Origin of the sequence: Rubrobacter aplysinae (assembly GCF_001029505.1) — a bacterium.
GTDB classification, from domain to species: Bacteria; Actinomycetota; Rubrobacteria; order Rubrobacterales; family Rubrobacteraceae; genus Rubrobacter_A; species Rubrobacter_A aplysinae.
Window position 1 is genome coordinate 50,485 of the sequence record NZ_LEKH01000009.1, and the last position, 26,873, is coordinate 77,357.

At 61.9% G+C, this 26,873-nt stretch carries 22 protein-coding genes; 11 read left to right on the forward strand and 11 right to left on the reverse strand.

What is annotated here, in order from left to right; all coding sequences use genetic code 11:
* Positions 1 to 53: 53 nt before the first annotated feature.
* The 8 genes from ABD53_RS10275 to ABD53_RS10305 all read right to left on the reverse strand — a co-directional run bounded on the left by ABD53_RS10275 (position 54) and on the right by ABD53_RS10305 (position 6,987).
* Positions 54 to 1,568 (reverse strand): replication initiator protein A, encoded by a 1,515-nt coding sequence (locus tag ABD53_RS10275; protein ID WP_047865692.1) that lies wholly within the window; start codon positions 1,566 to 1,568, stop codon positions 54 to 56.
* A gap of 1,003 nt (positions 1,569 to 2,571) precedes the next feature.
* Entirely contained in the window at positions 2,572 to 2,796 is a 225-nt protein-coding gene (locus ABD53_RS10280) for a hypothetical protein (RefSeq protein WP_047865693.1), read from the reverse strand.
* A gap of 106 nt (positions 2,797 to 2,902) precedes the next feature.
* Positions 2,903 to 3,472 carry an HdeD family acid-resistance protein gene (locus tag ABD53_RS10285; protein WP_047865694.1) on the reverse strand — a complete coding sequence of 190 codons (570 nt, stop codon included), beginning with the start codon at positions 3,470 to 3,472 and terminating at the stop codon, positions 2,903 to 2,905.
* Positions 3,473 to 3,876: 404 nt separating this feature from the next.
* Entirely contained in the window at positions 3,877 to 4,155 is a 279-nt protein-coding gene (locus ABD53_RS18010; RefSeq protein ID WP_084709510.1) for a transposase, read from the reverse strand.
* A gap of 82 nt (positions 4,156 to 4,237) precedes the next feature.
* Positions 4,238 to 4,660: a helix-turn-helix domain-containing protein gene (locus ABD53_RS10290; RefSeq protein ID WP_152670725.1), complete on the reverse strand. Its 423-nt coding sequence runs from the start codon at positions 4,658 to 4,660 to the stop codon at positions 4,238 to 4,240.
* Positions 4,661 to 4,672: 12 nt separating this feature from the next.
* Complete coding sequence (locus tag ABD53_RS10295; RefSeq protein WP_152670733.1) at positions 4,673 to 5,650, reverse strand: DUF389 domain-containing protein; 978 nt, start codon at positions 5,648 to 5,650, stop codon at positions 4,673 to 4,675.
* A gap of 391 nt (positions 5,651 to 6,041) precedes the next feature.
* The gene (locus ABD53_RS10300) at positions 6,042 to 6,341 is read right to left on the reverse strand and encodes a hypothetical protein (protein WP_047865696.1); all 300 of its coding nucleotides are present in this window, start codon (positions 6,339 to 6,341) and stop codon (positions 6,042 to 6,044) included.
* A gap of 202 nt (positions 6,342 to 6,543) precedes the next feature.
* On the reverse strand, positions 6,544 to 6,987 hold the full coding sequence (locus ABD53_RS10305; protein WP_084709511.1) for an SDR family NAD(P)-dependent oxidoreductase: 444 nt from the start codon (positions 6,985 to 6,987) through the stop codon (positions 6,544 to 6,546).
* A gap of 791 nt (positions 6,988 to 7,778) precedes the next feature.
* Here ABD53_RS10305 and ABD53_RS10310 point away from each other — a divergent pair.
* Positions 7,779 to 8,699: a ParA family protein gene (locus ABD53_RS10310; RefSeq protein WP_047865697.1), complete on the forward strand. Its 921-nt coding sequence runs from the start codon at positions 7,779 to 7,781 to the stop codon at positions 8,697 to 8,699.
* Positions 8,700 to 9,270: 571 nt separating this feature from the next.
* On the forward strand, positions 9,271 to 9,549 hold the full coding sequence (locus tag ABD53_RS10320; protein WP_047865699.1) for a hypothetical protein: 279 nt from the start codon (positions 9,271 to 9,273) through the stop codon (positions 9,547 to 9,549).
* A gap of 793 nt (positions 9,550 to 10,342) precedes the next feature.
* Here the strand turns inward: ABD53_RS10320 and ABD53_RS10325 are convergent.
* Positions 10,343 to 11,071 (reverse strand): maleate cis-trans isomerase family protein, encoded by a 729-nt coding sequence (locus ABD53_RS10325; protein ID WP_047865700.1) that lies wholly within the window; start codon positions 11,069 to 11,071, stop codon positions 10,343 to 10,345.
* A 205-nt stretch (positions 11,072 to 11,276) separates the two neighbouring features.
* Between ABD53_RS10325 and ABD53_RS10330 the strand changes: the two genes are divergently transcribed.
* Complete coding sequence (locus tag ABD53_RS10330) at positions 11,277 to 12,020, forward strand: maleate cis-trans isomerase family protein (protein ID WP_235401533.1); 744 nt, start codon at positions 11,277 to 11,279, stop codon at positions 12,018 to 12,020.
* Between the two features lie 29 nt (positions 12,021 to 12,049).
* Here ABD53_RS10330 and ABD53_RS10335 read toward each other — a convergent pair whose 3' ends face one another.
* On the reverse strand, positions 12,050 to 12,727 hold the full coding sequence (locus ABD53_RS10335; protein ID WP_200900359.1) for a GntR family transcriptional regulator: 678 nt from the start codon (positions 12,725 to 12,727) through the stop codon (positions 12,050 to 12,052).
* Positions 12,728 to 13,010: 283 nt separating this feature from the next.
* On the opposite strand from ABD53_RS10335, the gene ABD53_RS10340 reads away from it, so the two are divergent.
* The 3 genes from ABD53_RS10340 to ABD53_RS10350 are packed head-to-tail and all read left to right on the forward strand — an operon-like array spanning position 13,011 to position 15,885.
* On the forward strand, positions 13,011 to 13,937 hold the full coding sequence (locus ABD53_RS10340; RefSeq protein WP_084709523.1) for a D-2-hydroxyacid dehydrogenase: 927 nt from the start codon (positions 13,011 to 13,013) through the stop codon (positions 13,935 to 13,937).
* Complete coding sequence (locus tag ABD53_RS10345; RefSeq protein ID WP_047865701.1) at positions 13,934 to 15,334, forward strand: amidase; 1,401 nt, start codon at positions 13,934 to 13,936, stop codon at positions 15,332 to 15,334. Before ABD53_RS10340 ends, ABD53_RS10345 begins: the two co-directional genes overlap by 4 nt.
* 47 nt (positions 15,335 to 15,381) lie before the next feature.
* A complete protein-coding gene (locus ABD53_RS10350) occupies positions 15,382 to 15,885 on the forward strand; it encodes a DUF3830 family protein (protein WP_047865702.1) in 504 nt (167 codons plus the stop codon).
* 8 nt (positions 15,886 to 15,893) lie between these two features.
* On the opposite strand, the gene ABD53_RS10355 is transcribed toward ABD53_RS10350, so the two are convergent.
* Positions 15,894 to 17,081, reverse strand: coding sequence for a Glu/Leu/Phe/Val dehydrogenase dimerization domain-containing protein (locus ABD53_RS10355; protein ID WP_047865703.1), 1,188 nt, complete (start codon positions 17,079 to 17,081; stop codon positions 15,894 to 15,896).
* Positions 17,082 to 17,507: 426 nt separating this feature from the next.
* On the opposite strand from ABD53_RS10355, the gene ABD53_RS10360 reads away from it, so the two are divergent.
* The 5 genes from ABD53_RS10360 to ABD53_RS10380 all read left to right on the forward strand — a co-directional run bounded on the left by ABD53_RS10360 (position 17,508) and on the right by ABD53_RS10380 (position 26,739).
* Positions 17,508 to 19,166, forward strand: coding sequence for a BCCT family transporter (locus tag ABD53_RS10360; RefSeq protein WP_053057937.1), 1,659 nt, complete (start codon positions 17,508 to 17,510; stop codon positions 19,164 to 19,166).
* A 365-nt stretch (positions 19,167 to 19,531) separates the two neighbouring features.
* Positions 19,532 to 20,659, forward strand: a complete 1,128-nt coding sequence (gene ald / locus ABD53_RS10365; RefSeq protein ID WP_047865704.1) for an alanine dehydrogenase — start codon at positions 19,532 to 19,534, stop codon at positions 20,657 to 20,659.
* A gap of 101 nt (positions 20,660 to 20,760) precedes the next feature.
* Positions 20,761 to 22,221 (forward strand): aspartate aminotransferase family protein, encoded by a 1,461-nt coding sequence (locus ABD53_RS10370; RefSeq protein ID WP_084709512.1) that lies wholly within the window; start codon positions 20,761 to 20,763, stop codon positions 22,219 to 22,221.
* Positions 22,222 to 22,363: 142 nt separating this feature from the next.
* Positions 22,364 to 23,821 (forward strand): NAD-dependent succinate-semialdehyde dehydrogenase, encoded by a 1,458-nt coding sequence (locus ABD53_RS10375; protein ID WP_047865705.1) that lies wholly within the window; start codon positions 22,364 to 22,366, stop codon positions 23,819 to 23,821.
* Positions 23,821 to 26,739 carry an FAD-binding and (Fe-S)-binding domain-containing protein gene (locus tag ABD53_RS10380; RefSeq protein WP_053057938.1) on the forward strand — a complete coding sequence of 973 codons (2,919 nt, stop codon included), beginning with the start codon at positions 23,821 to 23,823 and terminating at the stop codon, positions 26,737 to 26,739. Before ABD53_RS10375 ends, ABD53_RS10380 begins: the two co-directional genes overlap by 1 nt.
* The last annotated feature ends 134 nt before the right edge of the window (positions 26,740 to 26,873 follow it).

A 26,873-nucleotide genomic window follows, 5' to 3' on the forward strand; every position in this document is an offset into this window, starting at 1 on the left:
ATAATACTAAAGAACGGGAAGGAAAAGTAGAAAAGAGCAGGGACGAAAAAACATCACATACCATCAGGGGAAAAACGTATAGTGCAAACATGGCGCAGATTTTCAGGGGAGACATCACCAACATAGACGTAGAGTTCATGGTGGGGAGAAAGATAGAAGCGATTACCCTCGGGATCAACAACCGCGCTAGGAGCATCGATGAAGCGGCTATATTCCTCAAAGGGCAGAGATTCAAGAGTCGACACGATCTCGGAGAAATCTCCCGGGTCTATAACATCCTTAGGGATGAGATCTAGAGAGAGGGAGTGCTCTTCTAAGGTAGAGCTATTGTAGGGTTCCCCACGTTCCTCCGTGGCCCTCACCTCTCCCGAACCGCCGTTACGTCTAGGGAAGTCATCCTCCTGAGACTCTGGGGTATTATGCGACAGAGGAGTTTCGGGCTCTCCTACCACAGGGTCGTTTTCTTGAGGAAGATCGCGGGAGGATGCAGGCGGGAGATCAAGATCGTAGCCGTTTTCGATGGCTTTACGCAACCAGCCCGCGGGGTTACGGACGTTACGCTGATGAGGTAGAGCCTCGACGTATTGCATTATCCTCCCAGGCCCATATGAGGCCACCATTGTCTCCGCAGTATCGGCGGACATGCCTTCGGCCTTGAGGCGTTGTATGCAGAAGATCTCATCTTTGCTCAGGGACTCGGACTGTATCGCGCGTCGTTCCTGGTAAGAACTGGAGATCTTGTACACTGCATACTCTTTATCATTGCTTTTCCGGTAGCTGACATCCTCTAGAAACTCCTGAGCCATCAGCTCGGAGTGAGCCGGGGCAAGCTTCTCCTTTATCTTCGAGGCATACCGGTAGTCACTGAGAGGTATACGGTCTTTCAAAGAGAACAGCTCGGCCTCCCAGGTACGACGCCCAGCTCGCTTCTTGTCTATAAGGCGGTACAAGCGCTTGGCGATCGGGCTCGACAATGACCAATAGAACCTGCTGTCGATGTTTTTGAGGTAGTTCGCCTGGTAGGACTCCAGAAAGTAGTTACTAAGGAGCACCGCATTGCGGTCTGTTCTATGACCGTCGGGATCCTCATACTCTGCAAGCTTCACCTGCGAAAGTAGGCTGAAGCTGTCCGAGATATAGCGCTTTTTACCTCCATGATAGAAAGCATTGTGGCTCTCGATGGTAGTAGAGGACATACGGAGCAGGGAGTCCCTGACTTGCCGATAATCTCTACCGGAATGTCCTCTCCCCATGAGCTCGACCAGCTCGTAGATCGAGAAGCTTAACCACCCGTTCGCTGGAAGGCCGCGCTCGTCGATGAGTTGCAGGAGCGCAACGTACACGTCCTGGTCAAAACGGCCTGGTAATCCCCTCCCCATCGCTGCTCTGACTACCCAGGACTGCTCGAGGATGTGCCCCTCCCGAGTACGAAGTTCGTTCTCATACTGAAGAACTCCGGTACCCGCGTTACGGTCACCGACCCGAAAGTATGGGTGTTCCTCGAAGTTTCCCTCCGCAGGCACAAGACTCTTGCTGGTTCTGTGCTGTCTTCTGGGCTGCTGGCTCATCAATATTCTCCCAATATTCCTTCTTTCTGTTGTTTAACAAAACAATAAACAAGACAACATGTCTAACAGAGAGCGGAGCGTGATCTGAGAAAAAGGTTGATTTGCAGGAAAAAGCCAACGAGTTTTTCCTTAGTTGCACGGTATTGTTTCCTTAGTTGCACGGTATTGCTTCCCTAACTGACCGGTAAATTTCCTTGGTTGCACGGTATCGTTTCCCCGAGTGCACGGTATCGACGGCCAAAAGTACCGTGCACTCAGGGAAATCTGAGTATGAAGCAATTTTCTTCCTTAGTTGCACGGTATTAGGTTTATGCAGGCCTCGATCTGAGGTTGAGACATTGGCTTTTAAACGCCCTCCACTGATGTTGGAAATCTGCCGCAAAACGATGTTCTGACCAAGAAAGCCCCTTTCCGGTAAAGGCCCATGTGGGCATTTGAGTCGTATATTCGTAAGGAAACCCGTTTATATGTACATTTAACCTTTAGTTAAAGCTTAGTCTTGAAGATTATTTCCTGCAGCTCTGGAAACTCCTCCGTGATAGGTGCAAGAAGGCACGACGGATAACAGGAACGGAGTATATTCTCTTCCTTAGTTGCACGGTAGCAGCCCTCAAAGGCGATCGTTGTATAGGTAGAACTTCCTTAGTAGCACGGTAGTTTGGAGACGATTTGGATTCAGGAGATAGCCAGGTGAGTTTGCAGGAACGCGCCAACGTCGAAACAGCGATCTGGTCCCACAGGCCCACCCAGAAGAGTTGATAGAGGCAGTTTAAAAACTGGATCCAGAACTTCGGAGGAGATGGTCGCCAGGCCGGTACGTGACTCTATAAGTGCCATCTAACCGCTATCTTGGAGTAAAATTCTACGCTCAGAGAGACAGTGGGTAATGTGTCAAACGATACACTTCCATCAGTACAGAATTACGTAAAAACATAAAAACGGCAACGGATTGTCGGGTTGGGGATTATGGTCTTTGGAGGAAGACTCTGCTTGCTCCGGAAGATTAAGCTTCTATTAGGTGGACATTAGAGCTTTTCAGAGCATAGAGTTCGGTGCAGAGCGACAGGAGCACGAAGAGTATGAGAGAGCGCGCGATATCCAGTGGGTCTACCTCGGTGCCCGGCAGCAGAAGCGGCAGGGCGAACGGTAAGTAGGCAACCGTCGTAACCATGAGGAGGTCTATCGGGCCGAAACAGAGGGCCGCGCTGCCTCTGGCCGCCTGCGCCAATCTCCCTCGATCCCAATCTCGCCACGCTCTACGTTGCCTAGCGGTCGTTCTCACACCGACCTCCTATCTTGACTCCTGGTGAGCACCCGGCGAAAGATCAAGCCACTCAATCACCCTGACTCGTGTTCTGGCTCCGCACTCTGAGGGCGAGCCAGACGAGGGTTACGCCCGCACCAAGCGCGAAGATGCCGATCAGCCATGCGAGCGATAGCAGCCCCACACCCGGCAGGATGCCGAGGATCACACCGAGCAGCACCAGGAGTGCACCACTGGAGATCATGGCCCACATCTTCTCGATCTCGCTCCTGAGCAAAATGGCGGTAGCTATCCGCAATGCTCCGCCGAAGATGGCCCAAAGGGCTACGATGTAGAGCAGAAAGACTGCGGAGAGTCCGGGCCAGAGGAGCGCCAGCAGGCCCACTAAAACCCCGAGCAGTCCCTCTGCCAGGAGCAGAGTCCGCCGCTTACCCTTGACCAAACGTAACCCCGCTACCACGGTAAAGGCCCCATCAACCACCGCGTAGGCGCCGAAAATCACTACCAGCACCGCTAGCGTGAGACTTGGCAAGATGATGGTCACGAGACCGAACAGGATGGCAGCGACGCCTCTCAAGGCCAGCGCCCACCAGCTTCTCGAGAGCGCCGGTGACACCGCTCTCCCCCACGACTGGCTCATACGTCGTCCTCCTCATGTTTACCCTCGTGTTTACTAACAGGAATGTCTTTGGGGACCTCCTCGACCTAGATGATCTCGAAGCTGGAGTCGTGGGGTCCTTTTGAGACCGTCGTGAGGCCGAGGTTGATTCAATTCACTTTGCGAAATGGTATTATCGTCCCCTCTCTCCAGGCTCATGCTCCCGAAATCGGGCCCGGATCGCATACAGTCGCCTCCGAGCACTAAATGGTGCCGTCTGGGAGGCTGTGCCGATGACGATCCTCGTGGATGCGCCTCTGCATCTTGCATAATGTGGAAATTGTCTCACGACTGACAACTCCTGTAACCACCAGCCTGAAAATCTTGTCCTTCTTACCCTCGCGTTACCCTACCGTGATAAGGCTCTGGTCAGTCTACAACATAGATCACAATTGTTGACCCAGCGCTGGGTATCCTGCATGTTCAAAGAAACCCCTGGCATCCTGGGCGGTGACCGCATCGAGAGCAGTGCCCATAGCCTCAACCACGGCTCCTCTGGTCCTGGCCTCTATCCTTCTCAAGATCCCTTTCACCTTGGCGAAAGCTTCTTCTATGGGATTGAGGTCCGGCGAGTAGGCTGGCAAGTATAAAAGCTCGCAGCCCGCATTCTCGATCAGCTCTCTAACATTCTCGACCTTGAAGCCCTCTGGCCTACTACAGACCAGGCTCGCAAGGGCGAGAGGGAGATGTTTGCCCCCATCTCATCCACGAACACCAGCCTCTTGGGATCTATCTCTGCAGCTACGCTCATTCTCCAGGCTGCCCTTTGGAACTCATCTCGTTCCACCGCCCCCACAGTCCGTTTTTTTGACTGAAGCCAAGCCTCTTCAGAAGCCGTTTGACCGTGGAGATACTCAGAGACTGGCCTGCAACCTTCTCAAGGAACAGGCGCCTCTCGGCTATGGTTGCCGCCGACCGCTCCTTGATGTCCTCTTCTAAAAGCTTGCGGGTAGTCTCATTGGTTTTCGGTACTCTGCCGCTGCCCTTTTTCGGTTCGAGCGAGTCCCCTCGGTCGGCGAGTCTCATGTAGCGCTTGACGGTTGGGAGACTGACGCTAAAGAGGCGAGCCGTGGCAGACTTGGAGGTACCCGCGCGGACGGTCTCTACAATCCTAGTGCGCAGGTCTTCGGAGTAAGGTCTCATGTAGTCCATACTCGTCCACGCGTCCATCTGGGTCAACCCCTATGAACTTTGCTGTAGGATGACGACCTTTGCAGGCTCTAGCTCGGCGCGCACCCCGGATGGGTCGACGCCGCGGCTCTCTAGCTCGGCTTGCAGAGGCTCCGTGTCCGGAACCGGCAACGGTCCCTCCATCTGGATGACGAGCATGTCTTCGCTGGTTGTTACTTCGACCGCCGTCCAACCGACTTCCTTGCCAAACGCGCCCGCCGCCTCCAGCGCCCTGGCCTCGCGTGAGGTGTCGCGGGCAATGGAGATGGAGCTCGTGGTTAGAGGCACGCTTACGATTACTATCATCGCGGCGATGACGAGGATAGCGTTGCGGCGGTTGATTGTTCTCTGCCCCGAGTTCGCGTCGGGCGCGATAAGCCGCTGGACGCCGTAGATCGCCATTACCACCGTCCCGCTCCCGAGGATCGCGGCCACGTTCGTCAGAAACAAAAGGAGCGCCCCGAGGGATTGTCCGAACTCGCCCGACTCGAGGGTCAAACCGGCCACGGACAGCGGAGGGACGAGCGAGATGGCGATGGCCACGCCCGGCAATGTGTCGGACACGTCACTCCGCACCAGGGCCACGGACCCTACGGCCCCGGTGGCGAGCGCCGCGAGCAGGTCTATAAGCCTCGGGGCGACGCGCCCGGCGACCTGGGAGTTCGTTGCGGCGGCGACATCGTTGACTACTATCAGACCGAGCAGCCATCCGATGGCGATAGCTGCTAGGGCACCGCCCGCGACGAGGAGCAGCGAGCGGATCAGGTTCAGCCGATCCGCGAGCACGACCGAGAGGACCGTGCCGAGAACCGGGGTCATCAAGGGCGCGACGATCATGGCGCCGATCACCGTCGCGGCAGAGTCGGCCACGACGCCGGCGGCGGCGATGATCGCCGACAGTGTGATCAGGATCCAGAACCTGCTCAGCCTGTGGCGGACGTCCGGCCCGTGGAAGAACACCGAATTGCGCATGTGCTCGAGGTCGTTCATCAACACCGCCTCCGTGTCGGGTTGCGCCATAGAAATTTCGGGATATATCTTCCCATCGTCTAGTGGAAAGTGTCGCCCATGCTCTTTATCGCACAACGAGAACTGCTGACTATGGCAAAAGACGAAGTTCGCGGGCGCGCTCTATGGTCGCCCGGATGATACGTCGAGCTTGCGGTGGATCGAGCACAACTGTCTCTTAGTCGTGTTCACCGACAAGCAAAAGAGTCGGCCACCTCTTGCCGCTGAAGATGGCGGTCCAGAAGATCGGGTACTTCCCGCTCTATCTCATTCAACCCCTGGCCCGGCACGGCGCACCGGATTCTCGAACGCGGCTTGCATCCAGTGCGGTCCAGCATCGAGAGTAGGCAGACACCGGAGCCCCGGCACTCCTCTACAAGTGCGCGAGCTTCTTCGAAGAGGAAATGAGACTCGGCCCAGTCGCCCACCCAAGGCCAGCCGAGTCGGCGCGTACGTAGGCGAGGCATGCGCGTGCACGATGTTCGTTCTTAACTACGGTCTGGGTGAGCTCGATGCCGCGCTCGAGCTCCCTTGCTACTTCCGTAGCGTTCAAAGCCAGAACCAGGCCGAGCGCCACGCGCGGCATGCCAGCGAGTTGGGATTCACCGAAGCTGTGGGCCGAGGTTTGATCCAGAGCGTCGAGCACGAGCCGCCCCTCCCGCAGCGCCCTCACCGCAATTCCATCTCCGGTTACTATGAGTGACAGGTATCTAGCGACGATAAACGTAACTGCCGGGAAAGTCGAGCGAGACTTGGGACAGTCATAGGCACTCCTCCAGCTGATTCCTCAAACCCTTTGCCACTAATTGTTGAGTTTTTGAATACCGTTGGTTTTCACTCCGTTACTGTCGCTACACTGGCTCCGCCCGAGGCGTCTAACAGAGCTTGGTGGCTCCCCTGTCGGTCATGAGGGTCTGGCAGGTCATGTACTTCGCGTCTCCGCTGGCTAGAAACGTGACTATCGGGGCGGCATCTGTATCCGGGTCTCCGAAACGTCCCAGGGGGATGTCCCCGAGAGCCTGCTCGTACATCTGTGACGCGGACTCCCGCCAGTTTCTTACACCCCCGGTCATCGTTATCGGGCAGACGACGTTGATCCGGGCCCCGTCTGCGTCCCCCTCGTTCGCCACGAAGCGGCTCAGGCCGCGGATGACCTCCTTGGTCGCTGCGTATGCCGCCTGCGTGGGCTGGGCCCAGAGGCCGGTCCCGGAGCCGAAGTTGATCACCGCCCCGCCGGTCCTGGCTAGCTCGGGATATGCGGCCTGCATAAACTTCACTATCGCTTTGAAATCTGCCCACCCTAGTTGCCTGTGTGCCATGAAGCATTATCTATTCTATCCGGATGGACTTTGGAGCACCAGCCGCATCACCTCTTGTTACAAACAGACAGCTCCACCCATTTCCTGCATACCAGATCTTGCGCATCAGCTATAGCTCCTAGCGGGATACCGCCAGCGTCCACTACCACTGACCTCTAGGTCCCCCACTTACACGCGGCTACTCTTTTCTACTGGTGTAGCCTCTTATGTGAGCCATACGTTTCCGAGTGGAGTTGGAACCCTAATTTAATTCTGTCCACAATTTCGCTCGGACTTTTATGTGGTGTGATGTGTGCTAGCTCTTCCCTATTAATTTGCGCCTTACAATTCGTCTGTGTCTCGTACCAGCTAAATGTAAGCCACTGCAAACATTTGTCGTTAGCTAGTTTGAAGGTGAAATTTTTGAAACAGCTCCCGATCGCGCACTTCGACTGCATTCAAGCTGGTCTCGAAGCGCAGCAACTGAACTTACTGAAAAATATAATTACAGAAAAAAGTAATCACAGAAAAGTTTGCCCATCTGTAGAAACATCTGTAGAAAATACCCGAATCCGAGATCTTTCGAACTTTTACAGAAATACATAGCCACATATATACAAGTAAACGTAATATAATAAAAACATAATTATATTTTTATGTAAATTACTACCGACTACTGTTTAGAGGAAAAGACTCGCAGAATATATAATTCCGTAAAATTATATGTACGTTTTACTGTAATTACGTATTCACGTGTATCTGTTATTCTGTAAGTGGCTTGGCGGCTAGATTGTACATAGCGGAGGAGGCTTATGGCCATCACGATAGCTCTTACCAACCAGAAGGGCGGGGTGAGCAAGACCACTACGGTTCTCAACTTGGGACATGCGTTGGCCCGGAAGGGTAGAAGGGTATTGTTGGTGGATCTCGATCCCCAGGCATCCCTGACCCTGGGGCTTAACGTCTCGATAGAGGAGGCGGCCTTCTCGCTGTTTGGTGTCATCGAGGCGGGGGACAACATCCGAGAGATCGTACTCGACCTTGGAGGCGCGGATGGTGTTGCCGAAGATGAGAACGGGGGGGAGTTCCACGAGCCGGCATCAGAGAGGCTGGGGGCTGTCGATCAGGCTACGCCGGGCGGGTTGGAATCAGAGACATCTGTGGCGTCCGAGGCCGGCGGTCAAGAGGAGGAGGGCGAAGTTAAGGGGTACGTACATCTCGCTCCGGCTCACATTTCGATGTCGGCATTGGATACGAGGCTGAAGGAGGAGATGGGATATCATACCTTTCTCGCCGAGGCTCTTGAGGCCGTAGCGGAAGACTATGACTTTGTGCTAATAGACTGCCGCCCGGCGCTGGACGCCCTCGAAACGAATGCGATGTACGCGGCCGATTACCTGATAATCCCCGTGGAGACCAACAAATACTCGCTGTACGCCACGAAGGACCTCGGGGAGTTCTACCAGAAGGTCCGGGACCGGTTGAACCCCGGGCTGCGCATCCTCGGGGTGCTGTTTACCCGGGTAGAGAGCCGTACACGGCTCTCAAAAGAGGTGATAGAGCGGGTAAGCACGGTTTTCGGAGATAGCATACTAAATACACAGATACGCAAGAATGTTCGCCTGGCGGAGGTGCCGGGGAGCAGTGACTCTATCTTCGACTATGCGCCAGCCAGCCACGGCGCCCAGGATTACATGAGCCTCGCCGAGGAGGTGATCGAGCGTGTCGGATAACCCGTCAGATAAGTCCCGGAAAGCGGACGAGCTAGATTTCACGGGCCTACTCCCCGGGGACGATCAGCCCCGGCGTGCCCGCGGCTCCCGCCGGAGCCGGCAGGCGTCCGGTGTCAAAGAGGCCGCGAAGCCGGAGACCTCTACGGTAACCCGATCCACCGAAGAGGAGACCGTCGTGGATCGCGAACCTCCGGAGGCAGAAGCTCCCGAAGACGGGGGAGAGAAAGGTATCACTCGGGAAGAGACTGGAGAAGCAGAGACCTCTCCCGAAGAGGCGACCGAGGGGCAACCCTGGGAGTCGGAGCAGGCGAGCGGACGCGGGGATGCCGCCCGTACCCCGGTCTCTAGCCCGACGTACGGGTCTGTGGAGAGCGGCGCCCGAGGGGAAGGTGGGAGAGAAGAAACCCTCACGAACCTCACGAGCCTCACGTCACCGGCAACCCAGCCTCCTGGAAGTGGCAAACCTGGGACTGGACCCAGGCCCCAGGACGAGGAAGCGGGAAGCGACGGCGGGCCCTTAGACTCCGCCCCTGAAGCTTCCTCCGGTTGGGTCGCCCGTGGAGCCTTGCGGGTGGGTGACGCGCACGACCGGCAGGCTATCGTACTCGAGGGGCACGAGCTGGACACGAGGCTCCGGCAGGTGTCCCGGATGTCCCCCGAACAACGGAGTAGTTACAAGTCAACCATCCTCCTGTCAGAGGAACACTACGATCTGCTCACGGATCTGTGCCGGGACTTCCGCAAACGAGGCTTCAAGGGGCACGACGCAACGATATCCAACGTAATGTCTGTCGGACTGGAGATCATGCGTGAGGCCCTGGAGGCGGAGAAGAATCTGCCAAAACCCTGACCTCGCCAAAACCCGACCGGTAGCCGGGAAGCCCGGAGTCTATCCCCGCCACTCTGGATAACCGTGGCTCTCCCCGGCGACGAAGCCCGGCCCGAGGAGGTGGCGCTGCTGCGCCACCGCGGGTAGGCAAAGCGCTCGCGAGAACATAGCCGAACCCCGGTCCACGCTGGCTTCGCGGAGTCGTCCCAGAGAGCCGCCTCCGAGCCTAAGCCGTCCGCAGGTTTATAGAAGTCACGGCCGACACCGGCTCCGGACCTCGCCACCTTGCTGGCCCACGCCGAGGGCGGGCTAGTGGATGCTATCGCGAATAACTCGCGTAACCTCGGCGGCGTGATCGACTCCGAGTGTGACAAGGCCGCCTGCCTCCGTCAACGACATGGTGGGTGAGAGAACCTGCAAGCTTCTCGGCCTGGGCAAAAAAGTAACGTTCATCGATCTACTGAAGGCGCTCTACCGGGCCGCCTGTGAGAGCGCCACTTGACTGTGTAAAAGCCCGCTTCGGCGCCAGCGTAGGGCTCACTTTGTATCATCCTATGCAGGCGACGGACGCAGGCCGCAAATGGGGTGAATGGGGTTAGGTTGGTCTGGTGGAAGCTCGTGGACTCGGGACGTAAGCGGCCAGAGGGGAGCCGACATGCCCGTAACGAATATTTAACGATGAAGTCGTAAAGCCTGCCCGCTCTTCGGAGACACCTATCTCTTCGGAGACACCTATCTCTAGAGCAGACTTACGTCCCTAATAATCCTATTTTCGTACCTCCTCCAGGGCCAATTAGCGGATATACATCGGCGCCTATCCTCTAAAGAGCTTGCCGAGACCACTTCGTGTTTCGAGAGCACCGGCTAGCCGGAGTGCTTCCCAGAAGGTAACCTGGTTGGCCGTAAGCACCGGCTTCCCGACCGTCTCCTCTAGCTTCTGTATCCAGGCTGCGGTGTGCAATGCGGTGTCGGGGATCAACAGCGCCTCGGCCTCTGGATGATCGTTCTCTGAGGCGAGCCGCAGCACCTCCCGTTCTTCGAGCGTCCCGACCTCGGCGGCGGTAATGATTCCTCTGCTGGCGATCCGCGGCACCCCGATGCCGGCCGTCCCGAGAAACTCCGCAAACAAGCCGGCTATATCCTCGGGGTAGGTGGCGGCGACCGCGACCCGTGTAACCCTCAGGGCCCTCACGGCCTCGATGTACGCCAACGCCGTCGTGGAGGCCGGGACTCCCAGAGCTTCCGCTAACTGGCGGGCCTGATGTTCCGCGCCGTCTCGTCCGAGCACGAAGCTCGCGCTCGTCGAGCTCCACACCACGGCCCGTGGGGGCAGGTCTGCTATCTCTCTCGCGCCCTCCAAAAGCCGCGGTATGGAGCCCATCTCCGAGAGCGCCTCCACGGTGTGGGCGTCTTTCCAGATGGAGGTGTGGACCACGGCGGCCTCCACCGATGAGCCGAACTTCTCGGCCAGCCGCGGGTAGTCGTCCTCCGCGGCGTGCCCGGGATACAGAAATCCCAGCTTGGTAGCCCTTGATTCATTCATCCACAATCCCCGTCCCGCTACGCGTCTCGTGAGCCCGTGAGCCACGCCCTAAAGGGTATTAAGGGGGCACTATACCTCTCTCTAGCGGAGGCTTGCAGCAGGGGGGTTGCCGTCCCAGAATAGAGGAGCGGGACGGAGACGGCCGATACCGGGGTGCTCGTAAGCATATACCCGTGTTTTCCGGGAGCGGAGGCACTTGATCAACGTGGACCTAACCGGACAGGCTCTACTCGACCAGGAGAGGCAGACGGGTATTGGCCTGATCGTGCCGTTCGACCTCATGATCGACCGCGAGTACTGGCGTTGGGTCCCGGAGTCGACCACGCTTTATCTCACGCGTACTCCCTCACTCGAGCTGCCGATGAACGTGGATTTCGCCTCCGCAGTGGGCGACCTGGGCATGATTTCCAGAGCCACGCGCGACCTCGCGGCCGCACGTCCGGACGTTACGGTCTACGCCTGCACCTCCGGGAGCTTCGTCGACGGTCTCGTTGGCGAGGCCAGGATCAGGGAGGCCATGCGAGAGGCCGGCGCCCGGCGGGCGCTCACGACCAGTGGCGCGCTTCTCGAGGCGCTCCAGGCTCTGGGTGTACGGCGGCTCGCGGTCGGCACGCCCTATGACGCCACGGTCACCGAAAGGCTCTCACGCTTTCTGGCGGAGGCCGGGTACGAGATCGTCTCCAGCGCCTTTCTCGGCCTCACCGGGAACATATTCCGGGTCAGCCGCCGGAGCGTCCGCGCCCTCGCGCTCGCCGCCGACGGCCCGGAGGCCGACGCGATCTTTCTGTCCTGTACGAACCTCCGGACCTTCGACGTACTCGAAGGGGTCGAGGAGGAGCTAGGCAAGCCCGTGCTATCGGCGAACCAGGTAACGATGTGGGCCGCCCTGCGCGCCGCGGGGCTGGCGGAGGCATATCATCGGCCGCCGCCGTCCCCGCTCTGGCTGTAACCGGCTGGCCTTAACCGGCTCGGGAGCGTCTATGGCTCGCGGTCGCTCTTACCAGTGAGGTCGTTCATCGCGTCCCGCAGGTGGGCTTCGAGGAGCCCCAGGGCCTTTGTTTCGTCGCCCCGGCGCATGGACTGGAGTATGCTTCTGTGCTCGGTGGCGAGGCGTTGATGTACCGGATAGGCGAACTCGAGCGCCGACAGGCACATTCTCGTCTCGACGAGCAGGGTGTCGAACATCTTTCGCAGACGTTTGCTCTGCGAAGCGCGCACCAGGTGCTCGTGAAAGCACAGGTCGCAGTCCGCGATTCTGGGCCATTCGCCGCTCTCCGCGGCCTCTAGCATACCTTCCACGCATTCTTCGAGCCGGTCGAAAGGCTCGGCCTCACCCCGGCGGATAACTACCTTCGCGGCCTCACGCTCGATCGCCCTCCGGGCGAGATACACGTCTACTATATCTTCCTCGTCGAGCGAGACGACGAAGACGCCCCGGTTGCGCCGGTATACGAGCAGGCCTTCCTGTACGAGCCTCTGCAGCGCCTCACGCACGGGACCCCGGCTAACCTCTAGCTGGGATGCGAGAGACGACTCACCGAGCCGCTCGCCGGGCGAAAACGTCCCATCTTTTACCCGCTCCCTGATCTGGCTGGCTATGGCTCCGGCCGCCGTCTCCCGGCTAACGGGCTCGAGACCCTCTAAACCGTGCATCATTCGCCCCCATGCCTCCTGTAAAGCATCACCCGAGCAAGAACCAGTTTACCCGGCTCCAGAGGATTGGTACCCTCCCGACCAATGAGTCAACTGTTTACAATTATACAATAGGGACCTACCTTAGGGTGATGTTAGGGGGGAGCACGGTGCGTAACGAAGGGAGGTTAGCGTGGAGGCGAGCACTTCCAACGTGACCGGGGAGGATAGGGGAGACGGCCGTCTGCCAAGGGTCCTGGTTCTCGGTGCGGGGGCTTCAAACCCGCCCCGGGGCATCGAGCCGGTGATGGAGAATGCCCGGGTAAGCTTCGCCGGAGACGTGGAGGAGTTGAGGCGCGAGCTGCCGGGTACGGAGGCTCTCTTCGTGTGGGATTTCAGGTCCGACGAGCTACAGCAAGCCTGGGAGCGGGCGGACAGCCTGGAGTGGGCCCACGTCGCCGGCGCGGGGGTCGACGCGGTGCTTTTCCCGGCTCTGGTGGAGAGCAGCGTGACCCTCACCAACTCCCGAGGCGTCTTCGACCGCCCGATAGGGGAGTACGTGATCGGGCTGATGCTGATGTTCGCCAAGGGCTTTGCGGAGACCATGGAGCAGCAGCGGAGCAAGCGTTGGGCCCACCGTGAGACCGAGACGCTCTCCGGCAAACGTCTCCTGGTGGTCGGGGTGGGGCCGATCGGGCGCGAGGTCGCGCGTCTGGCGAAGGCCCTGGACATGCACACAGAGGGGGTGGCGCGAACTGGACGAGAGGGCGACGAGGATTTCGATCGCTTGCTCTCCGACGAGCGGCTGGACGAGGCCCTGCCGGAGGCGGACTATGTCGTGGTCGCCGCCCCGCTCACCGGGCGCACGCGCGGCATGTTCGACCGGAGCAGGTTTAGTCGGATGAAGCCCGGGGCGCGCTTCATCAACGTCGGCCGGGGTCCGATCGTGGAGGAGGGCGCGCTGCTCGAGGCGCTGCGCGAGGGCGGTATCTCCAGTGCGGCGCTCGACGTGTTCCAGAACGAGCCGTTGCCGCCGGAGAGCCCTCTGTGGGAGGCTGAGGGGATGTTCGTATCGCCGCACATGTCCGGCGACTTCACGGGCTGGCTCGACGCTCTCGGGGAGCTATTCGCGGAGAACTTCGGACGTTGGACCCGCGGGGAGCCGCTGCTGAACGTCGTGGACAAACAGAGGGGCTACGCCGGAACGGGCGCGCCTCAGGAGGGTAAGGGTTGACCGAAACCGCATTTCTTACGGCCGCGGAGCTTGGACGGCTGTACCGGGACCGGGAGCTATCCCCCGTGGAGGCGACGCGGGCGGCGCTGGATCAGATCGAAGAGCACAACCCCCGCGTGAATGCCTTCTGCCTCGTAGACGAGGAGGCGGCGCTCGCCTCGGCCCGGGAGTCGGAGAAGCGTTACTCGGACGGCGGGCCGCTCGGGAAGCTGGACGGGGTGCCGGCCTCCATAAAGGATCTCGTCCTGACCCGCGGCTGGCCTACGCTACGCGGCTCGCGGCTGGTGGACCCCGATCAAGCGTGGGAGGAAGACGCTCCCTCGACCGCCCGTCTGCGGGAGGGCGGCGCCGTCCTGCTCGGGAAGACCACCACCCCGGAGTATGGCTGGAAAGGGGTCACCGATAGCCCGCTTACCGGCGTGACGACGAACCCGTGGGATACGACCCGGACCTCGGGCGGGTCGAGCGGCGGCGCGGCGGCGGCGATAAGCCTCGGGATGGGGAGGATCGCTATCGGCACCGACGGCGGCGGCTCTGTACGCATACCGGGGGCCTTTTGCGGCATCTTCGGCTTCAAGGCGACCTTCGGCCGGGTCCCGGCCTGGCCTATCAGCCCGTTCGGCACTCTCGCTAACGTCGGCCCGATGACGAGTACGGTAGAGGACGCGGCGTTGATGATGGACGTGATCTCAGCCCCGGATTACCGGGACCCGCTTACCTTGCCGCCGGCCGGATACGACTTCGCCGACCATCTCGAAGGCGGTGTGGAGGGTCTGCGCGTGGCGTTTAGTCCGGATCTCGGCTACGCGGAGCTGCACCCGGAGGTGCGCGATGCTGTAGAGCAGGCCGCCCGGGCCTTCGAGGAGCTGGGGGCGACCGTGGTGCGCGAGGACCCGGGCTTCGACGACCCGGTGGAGTGCTTCAAGGCTCACTGGTACCCCGGCGCCGCGAAGGCGCTCGCAGCCTACGGTAGAGAGGCGCGCGCGCTCATGGACCCCGGCCTCGTGGAGATAGTCGAGGAGGGTGAGCGATACTCGGCCGTGGAGCATCTGGAGGCGGTCGCAAAGCGCGGCGAGCTGGGCATCCTGATGGGCGAGTTCCACCGCCGATACGACCTCCTGCTGACCCCCACGATGCCCATACCGGCCTTCGAGGCCGGGGTGGAGACGCCGGGTTCTCGGGGCTCGGGCGGGCGCTGGACGAGCTGGGCGTCGTTCTCACACCCGTTCAACCTGACCCAGCAACCGGCGGCCACCGTGCCGTGCGGCTTCGCGGAAGGCCTGCCGGTCGGCCTGCAGATCGTGGGCGCCAGGCACGCCGATGCGCTCGTGCTGAGGGCCGCCCGCGCCTACGAGGCGGCGCATCCGATGAGTAGCCGGCCGCCGCTGGCGGCGTAGCCTCCGTCTACGCCGGAATACGGAAATACCGAGAGAGGGAGGAAGAGTTGGCACGATACATGCAGATCAGGCTGGAGAAGCGGGACGTCTCTTGCGTGGCGCGGCTCCTGGACGACAAGGCTCCGCGCACCTGCGAGGAGGTGTGGAACGCGCTGCCGCTCACCGGTGACGCGTACCACGCCAAGTACGCGCGGAACGAGATCTACAGTCTGGTGCCCGGCTTCGCCGAGACAGAGCCCGGCCGGGAGAACCCCACGATTACGCCCATACCCGGCGACGTGGTCTACTTCTCGTTCGAGCCGTGGCAGCTTATAACGGGCTCGCACGGCTACGACGAGTCGGACGACCTCGCGGGTCTGGACCGGATCGTGGACCTCGCCCTGTTCTACGAGCGCAACAACCTGCTCTTGAACCCCGACTACGGCTTCGTGCCGGCCAACGTCTTCGCCACGATAGAGGAAGGCCTCGAAGACATCGCCGCCGCCTCCCAGGACCTCTGGAAGCGCGGCGTCGAGGGCGAACGCCTGAGCTACAGCCGTCTGGACAGATAAGTAAGTACCTAGAGGACGGTGCGGGTCGCGCTCGCCTCTCCGTAGAGGCGGGCGAACTCGTCCAGGTTGCGCTGGGAGAGCTCCCTGGCGGCCTCGCGCGGGCTGTCTGTCCCGGCCTCCCAGGCCTCCAAGATCTGGCCCACCGCCCGCCGCATCTCTACCGACAGCTTCTCGAAGGCGTCCATGGGCTCGGGGGTTATGTCCCCGAAGAGCGTCCACCACGCCCAGCCCACGGCTCCGGCGTTCGCGATAAAGTCCGGTATTACCGGAATGCCGCGTTCGAGCAGGCGCTGCTCGGCGTCGGCGGTCACGGGGACGTTTGCGGCCTCGGCTATGAGGCGGGCGTTTACCTTCTCGCAGTTGTCGGCGTCTATGGCGTAGGAGATCGCGGCCGGGACGAGCACCTCGGCCTCGACCGAGAGCCACTCCTCGACGGGGAGCTCCCGGTCTCCGGGGCCCAGCGCCGAGCGGTCGATCTCGCCGTACGCGCTGCGGGCTTTGAGCAGCCTCTCCACGTCTACGCCTCCAGGATTGAAGATAACTCCTTTGGCGTCAACCGCTCCGACCACCCGGATGCCGCCCCGGGCGAGATATCGGGCGGTGGAGCCTCCCATGGAGCCGAAGCCCTGGACCACGGCCCGGGTCTCCCCGGGCACGAGCCCGAGCCGCTCCGCCGCCGCGCCCACGGCCTCGGCGACCCCGTAGCCGCCGATCATGTCCGGCATCGGCACGCCTTCGACGTCCACGGCAAAGGCTTCCCGCACCCGCGTTAGCGTGCGGTCCGGATCCGCGCTCCGCACGAGCGCGGCGTGCAGCGACATCCCGAGCCCAGCCTCGTCGAAGACCTCATCCAAAAGGTCTTGCGGAATACCGAGATCCTCCGCCGTTACCCAGTAGTCGTCCAGGATCGGCCGCACCGCCCGCACGAACCGTTCGAGCACGCCCCGCGCCTGCGGGTCGAACGGATCGAAGTCTATGCCGCCCTTGGCCCCGCCCACGGGCAGGTTCAGCGCCCCGGTCTTGTACGACATGCCGCTCGCAAGGTCCTCGACCTCCCCGAGGGTGCACCCGGCCCGCATCCTGGTACCGCCGGTCGCTATGCCGCCGACGAGCCGATCCACGACGACGTACCCCTTCGCCCTGGTCTCGGTATCGGTCCAGTTCAGCCTCAGAAATGGCTCGCGCCAAGCGGACATACAGACTCCTCCTATTCACCGGACACCGTGAAGGCGATCCTCTAAAATACTCTAAGTTTGACGCTATATTGTCAACAGTTTACACTTTGCACGAGCTGTATGTGGCGAGGAAAGGAGCGCTCATCTACTACGCTCATCTACTAATTCCGGGGCCGGTATGATCGTGGGCTCTGCTTTTTTGAGCGTACCGGGACGCTAGTATAGTGGCGAGCTTTCTGTGTACTTCCGTGTGTATGCCCGATTTCGGCTTGAGAGTACAGGAAAGCCGATAGGGTTAGGGTCCGGGTAAGTGTCGGAGCCGGGGTATTCAGAGTTTTTAGATAGCCGCGGGAGAGTGCGGGGAAGTATGGGGAAGTGCGTACGTGCCGTGGGGATCCCGCTAAACGCGCATAGGTATGCGGGGGTGGGGAAGGAGGAAACGCAGATATGATGGAGCAGGTAGGACGTGCCTTGGGTCTTAGGACGAATCCGGTGGTGTTCTTTACTTCGGCGCTCTTTATCGTCTTGTTCGTCGCTTTTGGGGTCTTCTTTTCGGGGGCCATGACCGCGGTTTTCGGTGCCACCGCGGGGTGGCTATCTGCGAACCTCGGCTGGCTGTACATATTGACGGTGACCTTGATAGTGCTCTTCGTGCTCATACTGGGCTTTAGCCGCTACGGGAAGCTGCGGCTCGGGCCCGACGGAGCCCGGCCCCAGTTCGGGAACTATGCCTGGTTCGCGATGCTCTTTACCGCCGGGATCGGCAGCGTGCTCATGTTCTACGGCGTGGCGGGGCCGGTATCCCACTACGCGGCCAACCCGATGGAGATTGGCAACAACGCCGACAAGGCTCAGGCCGCCCTTAACTTCTCGCTGTATCACTACGGGCTCCACGCCTGGGGCGTATTCGGGCTGGCGGGGCTGTCTCTGGGCTATTTCGCCTACCGGCGCGGGATGCCCCTGAGGCTGCGCTCGGCCTTCTATCCGATTTTCGGTAACAGGATCCACGGCCCCATAGGTCACGTAATAGACATCTTCACCGTTCTGGGTACCGTGTTCGGCGTGGCCGTTACGCTCGGCCTGGCGGGATCTCAGGTCAACATCGGCGTCAGCCGGACGCTGGGCATCAGCGAGTCTACCCTGTTGCAGGTCTTGATCATCGCCGGGATCACGGCGGTCGCGGTGGTCTCGGTTGCCCTTGGTCTCGAACGCGGCATTAGCAGGCTCGGCCAGACGAACATGGCGCTGGCGATCCTGCTTTTGGCGTTCGTGATCGTGGCCGGACCCACCGTCTTCTTGTTGCAGAACTTCGTCCAGAGCATCGGCTACTATTTCCAGAACTTCGTCCAGTTCTCCTTCTGGAACCAGGCGTACAACGACGACGGTTGGCAGGGTAGCTGGACGGTCTTCATCTGGGCCTGGCAGATCTCCTGGGCCCCGTTCGTGGGCATGTTCATCGCGAGGATCTCCTACGGACGTACGATCCGGGAGTTCGTACTGGGGGTGCTATTCGCACCGCTGCTCTTCACGATCTTCTGGTTCAGCACGTTTGGCGGGACCGCGCTCAACTCCGTGCTCGGTGGTAACGGTAACCTCACGCAGGTCGTCACCGCGGAGGGCGGGATACGCGCCGCCCTCTTCGCCATGCTGGAGACCCTGCCCCTGGCCACCCTGAGCTCGATACTGGCCCTCGCTGTTATCTGCATATTCTTCGTCACCTCTGCCGACTCGGCCTCGTTGGTCCTGGACACATTGACCTCGGGCGATAGCGAGAACTCGCTAACCCGCCAACGTGTCTTCTGGGCGGTCTCTCTGGGCGCCATCGCCATCGTGCTACTGCTGGCGGGGGGCCTCGACGCCCTCTCAAACGTGGTCACCACCACCGGGCTTCCCTTCCTGGTCATCCTGGCCGTTATGTGCTTCAGCCTGCTGCGGGGCCTGCGCAGCGAGGAAGAGTCCTCCCCCGAGACGGACGGAGAGCCCGGAGCGGCGCAGCCGGCCGGCGAGACGGGAGGAGCGGCCGTGCACAGCGGTGCCCAGGAGCGGTCGCTGCTGGCAGAGGGTCAGTCGTCGCAGGCGCAAACCAGAACCAACGATCCTCGATAAACGAGGCTCCGCGGGCTCATTCGCGGGCCGGGGGAAGCTGTATCATTGGACTCTCCCGGCCCGCGAGATTCGCCCGGGCTATGCAGTATCCGCGGATCAGCAAGGTTGGACCAGCAAGGTTGGACCAGCAAGGTTAGAAGGGGTGCTTACGGGAGGTGTTTGCCGATAACGCACAAGACACCGTAGACGTAGCGCATGCGGTGGGTGTGAGTTTTTCTCCGGTAGAGGGGACACAATCGGCCAGAGTCACATCCCGGCACTCTGGCTCTTGTCAGCCCGGGCGCCACTCTTCAGTGGCCTTGTTCGGTAGTGAGACGAGATAATGGTTCACGAGTCGTAGTACCCTATTCGATAGGAGGAGAGATTTGGCCAGGGTCATAGGCATACCGTCGGAGGTAAAGGACAGCGAGCGGCGGGTCGGGCTGCAGCCCGACGGGGCCGCGGAGCTAGTCCATCAGGGCCACGAGGTACTGGTCCAGGAAGGCGCCGGGGTGGGGGCGGGCTTCTCCGACTCCGAGTACGAAAAAGCCGGGGCCAAGCTAGTCTCCACCCCCGGAGAGGTCTTCGAGGCGGCGGGCCTCATAGTAAAGGTCAAAGAGCCCGTACCTTCCGAGTACGACCTCTTCAAGGAGGGCCAGGAGCTCTTCACCTACCTGCATCTGGCCGCGGACAAGGGCCTCACCGAGTTTCTAATGCAGCGAAAGATAGCCTCAATAGCCTACGAGACTGTAGAGCTAGATGACGGCTCCCTGCCGCTACTCACCCCGATGAGCGAGGTCGCCGGGAGAATGGCCACCCAGGCCGCGGCCCACTCTTTGGAGAACACCTCCGGAGGCGCGGGGCTCCTGCTCGGAGGGGTGCCCGGCACCCCGGCGGCAAGGGTCACGATCATAGGCGGGGGCGTATCTGGTACGGAGGCGGCGAAGATAGCCGTGGGTATGCGGGCCGTGGTGAGGGTAATGGACATAAACCCAAAGAGGCTCGCCTACCTCTCTGACATCTTCGAGGGCAGGGTGGACCTCGTAACCCCGAACAGGGCCAGGACCGCCGCCTACGTCGCCGAGAGTGACGTGGTAATAGGAGCCGTGCTGGTAGCCGGAGCCAAGGCCCCTAAGCTGGTATCCAGAGAGATGGTCGCCTCGATGAGGCCCGGAAGTGTGGTGGCCGACATCGCAATAGATCAGGGCGGGTGCATAGAGACCTCCCGCCCGACCACACACTCAGAGCCGACCTACATAGAGGAAGGCGTGGTCCACTACTGCGTGGCGAACATCCCGGGAGCGGTGGCGAGGACCTCCACGCTGGCGCTAACCAGCGCGACCTTGCCGTATCTGGCCAGGGTGGCGGAGAGTGGCATAGAGGGAGCGGCGGCGGCAGACCCGGTGCTCGCAAAGGGGCTCTCCACTCTTGGAGGCGAGCTGGTCTCGGAGCCCGTGGCCGAGGCCCACGGCCTGGAGTATAGTCGGTACGAGGCTAACGAGGTCAGCGGGTAGCTTACCTAGAATCATCTAAAGTCACCCGGATGCACCTAAAATCACCTGATCCCGCTTGAACGGAACTTGAACGGAACTTGAACGGAGGTAGGAGGATTCAGATGGATACTCGGCAGACCGAAGAGGCCACCACCCAGGAGCACGGCCAGCATAACAACCAGCACAACCAACACAATCAGGAGTTGGCGGAGAAGGACCGGCGGTACGTGTGGCACGCGATGGCCCGCCACACCGAAGATGGTCCCCCGGCCCCGATGATGGTAGAGAGCGGACAGGGCGCCTGGGTCACCGACACGGCGGGAAACCGCTATCTGGACGGCATGAGCGGGCTGTGGTGCGTGAACGCCGGCTACGGCAGGGAAGAGCTCGCAAAGGCAGCCTACGATCAGCTCGTGAAGCTGCCGTACTACCCGCTCACCGGCTCGCACGAGCCGGCGGTAGAGCTCGGAGAGAAGCTGAACCGGTGGCTGGACCCTTCAGGGCAGTCTGAATACGTAATCTTCTACTCGAATTCGGGCTCCGAGGCAAACGAGACGGCGTTCAAGATAGCCCGTCAGTACCACGAGCAGAACGGACAGACGGACCGCTGGAAGTTCGTCTCTCGGTACCGGGCCTACCACGGCAACGGCTTCGGCTCTCTGGCGGCCACCGGCCAGGCCCAGCGCAAGTACCGCTACGAGCCCCTGGCGCCGGGATTCTTGCACGTACAGCCACCGGACACCTACCGCTGCGAGTACTGTGGTGGCCGGGCGGCGGGTAACGAGTGCGGTAAGGATTGCGCCGTGAGGTACGCCCGCCAGATCGAGCGCGTGATCCTCTACGAGCTGCCAGAGACCGTCGCGGCCGTGATCATGGAGCCGATCATCACCGGCGGCGGCGTCATAACCCCGCCGCAAGACTACATGGCCGAGGTAAGGCGCATCTGCGACGAGACCGGGGTGCTACTCATCTCGGACGAGGTCATCTGCGGCTTCGGCCGAACCGGCGAGAACTTCGGCTTCCAGAACTATCTAGGTTCAGGCAACAAAGAAAACGCCCCGGACATCGTGACGATGGCCAAGGGCATCACGAGCGGCTACCTCCCACTGTCGGCCACGGCGGTAAAGCGTGAGATCTACGAGGCTTTCGCCGGAACCGGCCTCTACGACAACCTCCGCCACGTAAACACCTTCGGCGGCAACCCGGCGGCCTGCGCGCTGGCCGTAAAGAACCTCGAGGTAATGGAAAAAGAAGAGCTGCCAAAACGTTCAAAGGAGATGGGCGAGAAGCTCTACGAAGAGCTAGAGGAGATAAAGGACCATCCAAACGTAGGTGACCTCCGCCACCGGGGACTCCTGTTCGGCATAGAGATGGTAGAGGACAAACAGAGCGGAGCCCCCTCCCAGGAGAAGACCGCCGCCTTGCTAGCGGCCTGCAAAAAGCGCGGGCTCATAGCCGGCAAGAACGGAGACACCGTGGCCGGCTACAACAACATCGTCGCCCTCTCACCGCCGCTGTCTTTGACCGGCGAAGACCTGGAGTTTATCTCCGGCACGCTCAAGGAGACGGTCGCGGACTTATAGGCTTCTCGTGTTTTTGAACAGGTAAGACGCGCCGGGTCCGGAGGGTGGGCGGGATCAGCGGGCTCGAGAGTGGGCCCCGGAGCCGGGACCGGGACGGCCGCACCCCGGCCCCGCTGATCCGCCAGATAAGCGAGAGGAGACGATGATACAAACCGCAGAGAAGCTGTTCGTGGGCGGCGAGTGGCATGGGGCGCGCTCCGGGCGGACCTTCGAGGTCGCCAACCCTGCAAACGGGGAGACCATAGCCACCCTGCCCGATGCGGACCGGGAGGACATGCAGCGCGCCATAGACGCCGCGGCCGCCGTACAGGCAGAGTGGTCGGAGCGACCGGCGCAAGACCGGGCCGCCATCCTCGAGCGCGCCGCGGCCCTGATGCACGAGCGCAAGGAGCACCTCGCAAGGACGATGACCCTGGAGCAGGGCAAGCCCATAGCGGAATCCCGGGGCGAGATCGTCTACGCCGCCTCCTTCCTGGAGTGGTTCGCGGGAGAGGCGCGTAGGGTCTACGGAGATACCATCCCCGCCTCCTCTTCCGGCAAGCGCATACTCGTCATAAAGCGTCCCGTGGGGGTGAGTGCTGCGATAACGCCCTGGAACTTCCCGGCGGCGATGATCACGCGCAAGCTCGCTCCGGCGATAGCCGCCGGCTGCACGATGGTCATAAAGCCCTCCGAGCTCACCCCGCTCTCCGCCCTGGAGCTGGCGAAGATCTTCGAGGAGGCCGGGCTACCCAAAGGCGTGCTCTCGGTGGCTACCGGCCTCGACGCCGCCGCCGTCACGAGCGCCATCATGGAGGAGTGGCGGGTGCGCAAGCTCTCCTTTACCGGCTCCACCCCGACCGGGAAACTTCTCATGAAGCAGGCCGCGGACACCATGAAGCGTCTCTCCCTGGAGCTCGGCGGACACGCCCCGTTCATAGTCTTCGACGATGCCGACCTCGAATCCGCCGTGCAGGGTGCCATAGCCTCCAAGATGCGCAATGCCGGCCAGACCTGTGTGTGCGCCAACCGCATCTACGTCCAGAGCGGTATCGTGGAAGAGTTCACCTGCAGGCTCACCGAGGAGATGGCCGCGATGAAGGTCGGCAACGGCCTCGAAGAAGGCGTCGGCGTTGGGCCCCTGATCGGTCCCGGAGCGGTAGAGAAGGTCGAGCGTCACGTCGCCGACGCCAAGGAGAAGGGCGCCCGGGTAATACTGGGAGGCGAGCGGGCCGAGGTGGGTGGCGGCGGATACTTCTACGAGCCGACCGTGATCACGGGCGTGACGGACGACATGCTCGTCTCAGACGAAGAGACCTTTGGCCCTGTGGCGGCGCTGATGAGCTTTGACACCGAAGAGGAGGTCATCGGCCGCGCAAACGACACGCGGTACGGCCTCTCGGGCTACTACTACACCCGTGATGTGGGCCGCGTGATGCGCCTCGCAGAAAGCCTGGAGTACGGCATCCTCGGGGCCAACGACGGCATGCCCTCCGTCGCCCAGGCCCCGTTTGGCGGAATAAAGGAGTCCGGCTTCGGACGTGAGGGCGGCAGCCAGGGCATAGAGGAGTACCTGGACATAAAGTACGTCTCTATGGGCGGCATCGAGAGTAGTAGCTAATGACGAGCTCCGTAAACTCCGTGGTGCACGACGACCTCCAGGGCGACCTCCAGGACTTGCAAGGCCGCCTGCACGCCGCACTCGACGGCAGGCTGGACGGCGGCCTGTACACGGACGATGCCTCGCGCTCTTTGTGGTCCACGGACGCCTCTATCTACCTCCGCCGGCCCGAGGGGGTGGTCGTGGCCCGCTCGGAGGAGGACGTGCGGCTGGCGCTCGCGGCTGCTAGAGAGCTCGGGCTCGCCATCACGCCCCGGGGCACCGGCACCTCCCTGGCCGGGCAGGCGACGGCTCCGGGTCTGGCCCTGGACGTGTCGGGGATGTGCGACATCCTTGAGGTGGACGTCGAGAACCGGCGCTGCGTCGTGGAGCCCGGCGTCATACAGGGCGAGCTCAACGCCCGGGTGGCGTCCGACGGGCTCGTGTTCGGGGCGGACACCTCTACCTCGGACGTCGCGACCCTGGGGGGCATGGTCGGCAACGACTCCGCTGGGATGCGCTCGGTGGTCTACGGCACGACCGCGGACCAGATCCTCTCCCTGCGCTGCATCCTGGCGAACGGCGAGACGGCCGAGCTCCGGCCTATGGCCCGCGAGGAGGCCGAACGCAGAGCCCGGGAGAACGAGGACGCCGAAGCGGTCCTGCTCCGGGGCGCCCTGGAGATAGGAGAGCGCCACCACGAAGAGATTCGGCGCCGGTTCCCCGAGATGATCCGGCGCGTCTCCGGCTACGGCCTCGACGCCCTGGTAGAGGAAGATACCGTGGATCTCACGCGGCTCGTGTGCGGGTCTGAGGGCACCCTGGCCCTCGTTACCCGGGCCGAGCTCAGGCTGCACCCGCTGCCGGCGCATAGAGCCCTCGCCTCCTTCCAGTTCGACTCTCTGGCCCTCTCCGCCCGCGCAACCGTCGAGCTGTTAGAGGAAGAACCTTCGGCCATAGAGCTCCTGGACGAGGTGGCGATACGCGCCGCCCGCGAGGCCCCGGCCTACCGCGAGTCCACGAGCTTCGTCCGCGGCGAGCCTCGGGCGCTGCTCCTGGTGGAGTGGAGCGGAGACAAGAGGGATCTCGACCGGCGCTTCGAGGGCCTGGAGGAGCTCGGCAACCGCGTCGGGGCGACCGAGGTCGTGCCCCTCAGAGGCTCCGCCGAGATGGCCCAGACGGTCAAGCTGCGCAAGTCCACCCTGCCTCTCTTGCTCGGCACCAACAACAAGGAGAAGCCGGTCGCCTTCGTCGAGGACGCCGCCGTGCCGCCCGACAGGCTTGAGGAGTTCATTACCCGCTTCGAGGAGATAGTCCACCGTAACGGCACCTGGGCCTGCTTCTACGGCCACGCGAGCGTGGGCACCCTGCACGTCAGGCCCGCGCTGGATACCCGCGAGCCCGAGGGCGTCGCGAGGATGCGACGTATCGGGGAGGAGGTAGCCGCTCTAGTGCGGGAGCTTGGGGGTTCGATCTCCGGCGAGCACGGCGACGGCCTCTCGCGCTCGGAGTTTCTCACCATGCTCTACGGCGAGGAGATCGTCACGGCTTTCGGGGAGGTAAAGCGGCTCTTCGATCTCGGTGGCGTGCTGAACCCGGGCGTGATCGTGGACGTTCCTCCGGTCGCTAGACTCCAGAAGATGGACGAGAACCTGCGCATCGGGCCCGGGCACAAACGGCTGCCACTAAAGACCGGCCTGGACTTCTCCGCCCAGGGCGGCTTCCATCACGCCGTGGAGCTGTGTAACGGGTCCGGCTTCTGCCGCAAGAAGAGTGGCGGCACCATGTGCCCCTCCTACATGGCCACCCTTCAAGAGGAGGACACGACCCGCGCCCGGGCAAACATGCTCCGCTCCGTCCTCGACGGCACCTTGCCCCCCGAGGAGCTCACCGGGGACAGGATGAAGGAGGTGATGGACCTCTGCGTGGGCTGCAAGGCATGCAAGAGCGAGTGCCCCTCGCAGGTAGACGTCGCCTCGATGAAGACCGAGGTTCTGTACCAGACCGGCAAAGAGCACGGTTTCAGCCTCCGCCAGAAAGGCGCCGGTCACGTCCGACGCAGCCTGGCCCTGGCCTCGAAGACGCCACGCCTGTACAACGCCCTCGCCTCCACCGGCCTCGCCCGCCGCGCCGCCTCACTCGCCGGCATAGACTCCCGGCGCAACCTGCCCAAAGTCACGGAGAAGGTGTTCTCAAGGCGCTTCCCACGGCTTCCCCAGGGAGCCGGCGCCGAGGTCGCGCTGTTCAACGATACCTGGAACGAGTACCAGAGACCCGAGATCGGGGAAGGGGCCGTGCGGGTGCTCGCCGCCGCCGGTGCACGGGTCAGCCTGCCCGAGGTGGTCTGCTGCGGACGCCCGATGCTTTCGGAGGGTCTTATAGACGAGGCCCGTAAAAACGCCCGACGCAACCTGGGTCTCCTTACGCCGCTCATAGACGCCGGCACCCCGCTGGTGGGGCTGGAGCCGAGCTGTATCCTGACCATGCGCGACGACTACGCCAAGCTCCTGCCCGGCGACGAGCGGGTGGCGAAGCTAGCCGGCCTCACCCGCCTGTTCGAGGAAGCCTTACTAGAGCTGACCGACGCCGGAGCCGCCCCGGACTTCAAGGAAGGGCCGCCGGTCCTGCTACACGGCCACTGCCACCAGAAGGCCCTGGTCGGGACCGGCCCGATGGAGCGCGCCCTGGCCCTTAGCGGGGCCGAGGTTGAGACGGTGGACTCCGGATGCTGCGGCATGGCCGGGCTCTTTGGCTACGAGAAGGGCCACTACGAGGCCTCGATGCAGATGGGCGAAAGAAAGCTCCTGCCCGCGGTGCGGGAGAGTGAGGACCGCGAGGTCGTGGCCCCGGGCACCTCCTGCCGGGAGCAGATCTCCGACGGCGCCGGACGCCGGGCCCTGCACCCGGCGGAGTACCTGGGGAACAGGCTACCCCGCTAGGACCATAGGCCCTCAAAGGCTCCGTCGCCACCGGTCGCCGCGGACTGGGAGTTCTTCATGAAATGCCGCGCTCCGGGTTGGCGTGTACCTGCTTATATCGGGAAGCGCCGGTGATCGCCGCCGCAGGCTCCGTC

Bases quoted from the DNA above. Each gene is read 5' to 3' on its own strand.
- ABD53_RS10310 (WP_047865697.1), top strand. From the start codon at position 7,779: ATGGCCATCACGATAGCTCTTACCAACCAGAAGGGCGGGGTGAGCAAG.
- ABD53_RS10335 (WP_200900359.1), bottom strand. From the start codon at position 12,727: ATGATGCACGGTTTAGAGGGTCTCGAGCCCGTTAGCCGGGAGACGGCG.
- ABD53_RS10380 (WP_053057938.1), top strand. From the start codon at position 23,821: ATGACGAGCTCCGTAAACTCCGTGGTGCACGACGACCTCCAGGGCGAC.
- ABD53_RS10355 (WP_047865703.1), bottom strand. From the start codon at position 17,081: ATGTCCGCTTGGCGCGAGCCATTTCTGAGGCTGAACTGGACCGATACC.
- ABD53_RS10340 (WP_084709523.1), top strand. From the start codon at position 13,011: ATGGAGAATGCCCGGGTAAGCTTCGCCGGAGACGTGGAGGAGTTGAGG.
- ABD53_RS10275 (WP_047865692.1), bottom strand. From the start codon at position 1,568: ATGAGCCAGCAGCCCAGAAGACAGCACAGAACCAGCAAGAGTCTTGTG.
- ABD53_RS10295 (WP_152670733.1), bottom strand. From the start codon at position 5,650: ATGAACGACCTCGAGCACATGCGCAATTCGGTGTTCTTCCACGGGCCG.
- ABD53_RS10375 (WP_047865705.1), top strand. From the start codon at position 22,364: ATGATACAAACCGCAGAGAAGCTGTTCGTGGGCGGCGAGTGGCATGGG.
- ABD53_RS10285 (WP_047865694.1), bottom strand. From the start codon at position 3,472: ATGAGCCAGTCGTGGGGGAGAGCGGTGTCACCGGCGCTCTCGAGAAGC.
- ABD53_RS10370 (WP_084709512.1), top strand. From the start codon at position 20,761: ATGGATACTCGGCAGACCGAAGAGGCCACCACCCAGGAGCACGGCCAG.
- ABD53_RS10290 (WP_152670725.1), bottom strand. From the start codon at position 4,660: ATGGACGCGTGGACGAGTATGGACTACATGAGACCTTACTCCGAAGAC.
- ABD53_RS10325 (WP_047865700.1), bottom strand. From the start codon at position 11,071: ATGAATGAATCAAGGGCTACCAAGCTGGGATTTCTGTATCCCGGGCAC.
- ABD53_RS10305 (WP_084709511.1), bottom strand. From the start codon at position 6,987: ATGGCACACAGGCAACTAGGGTGGGCAGATTTCAAAGCGATAGTGAAG.
- ABD53_RS10360 (WP_053057937.1), top strand. From the start codon at position 17,508: ATGATGGAGCAGGTAGGACGTGCCTTGGGTCTTAGGACGAATCCGGTG.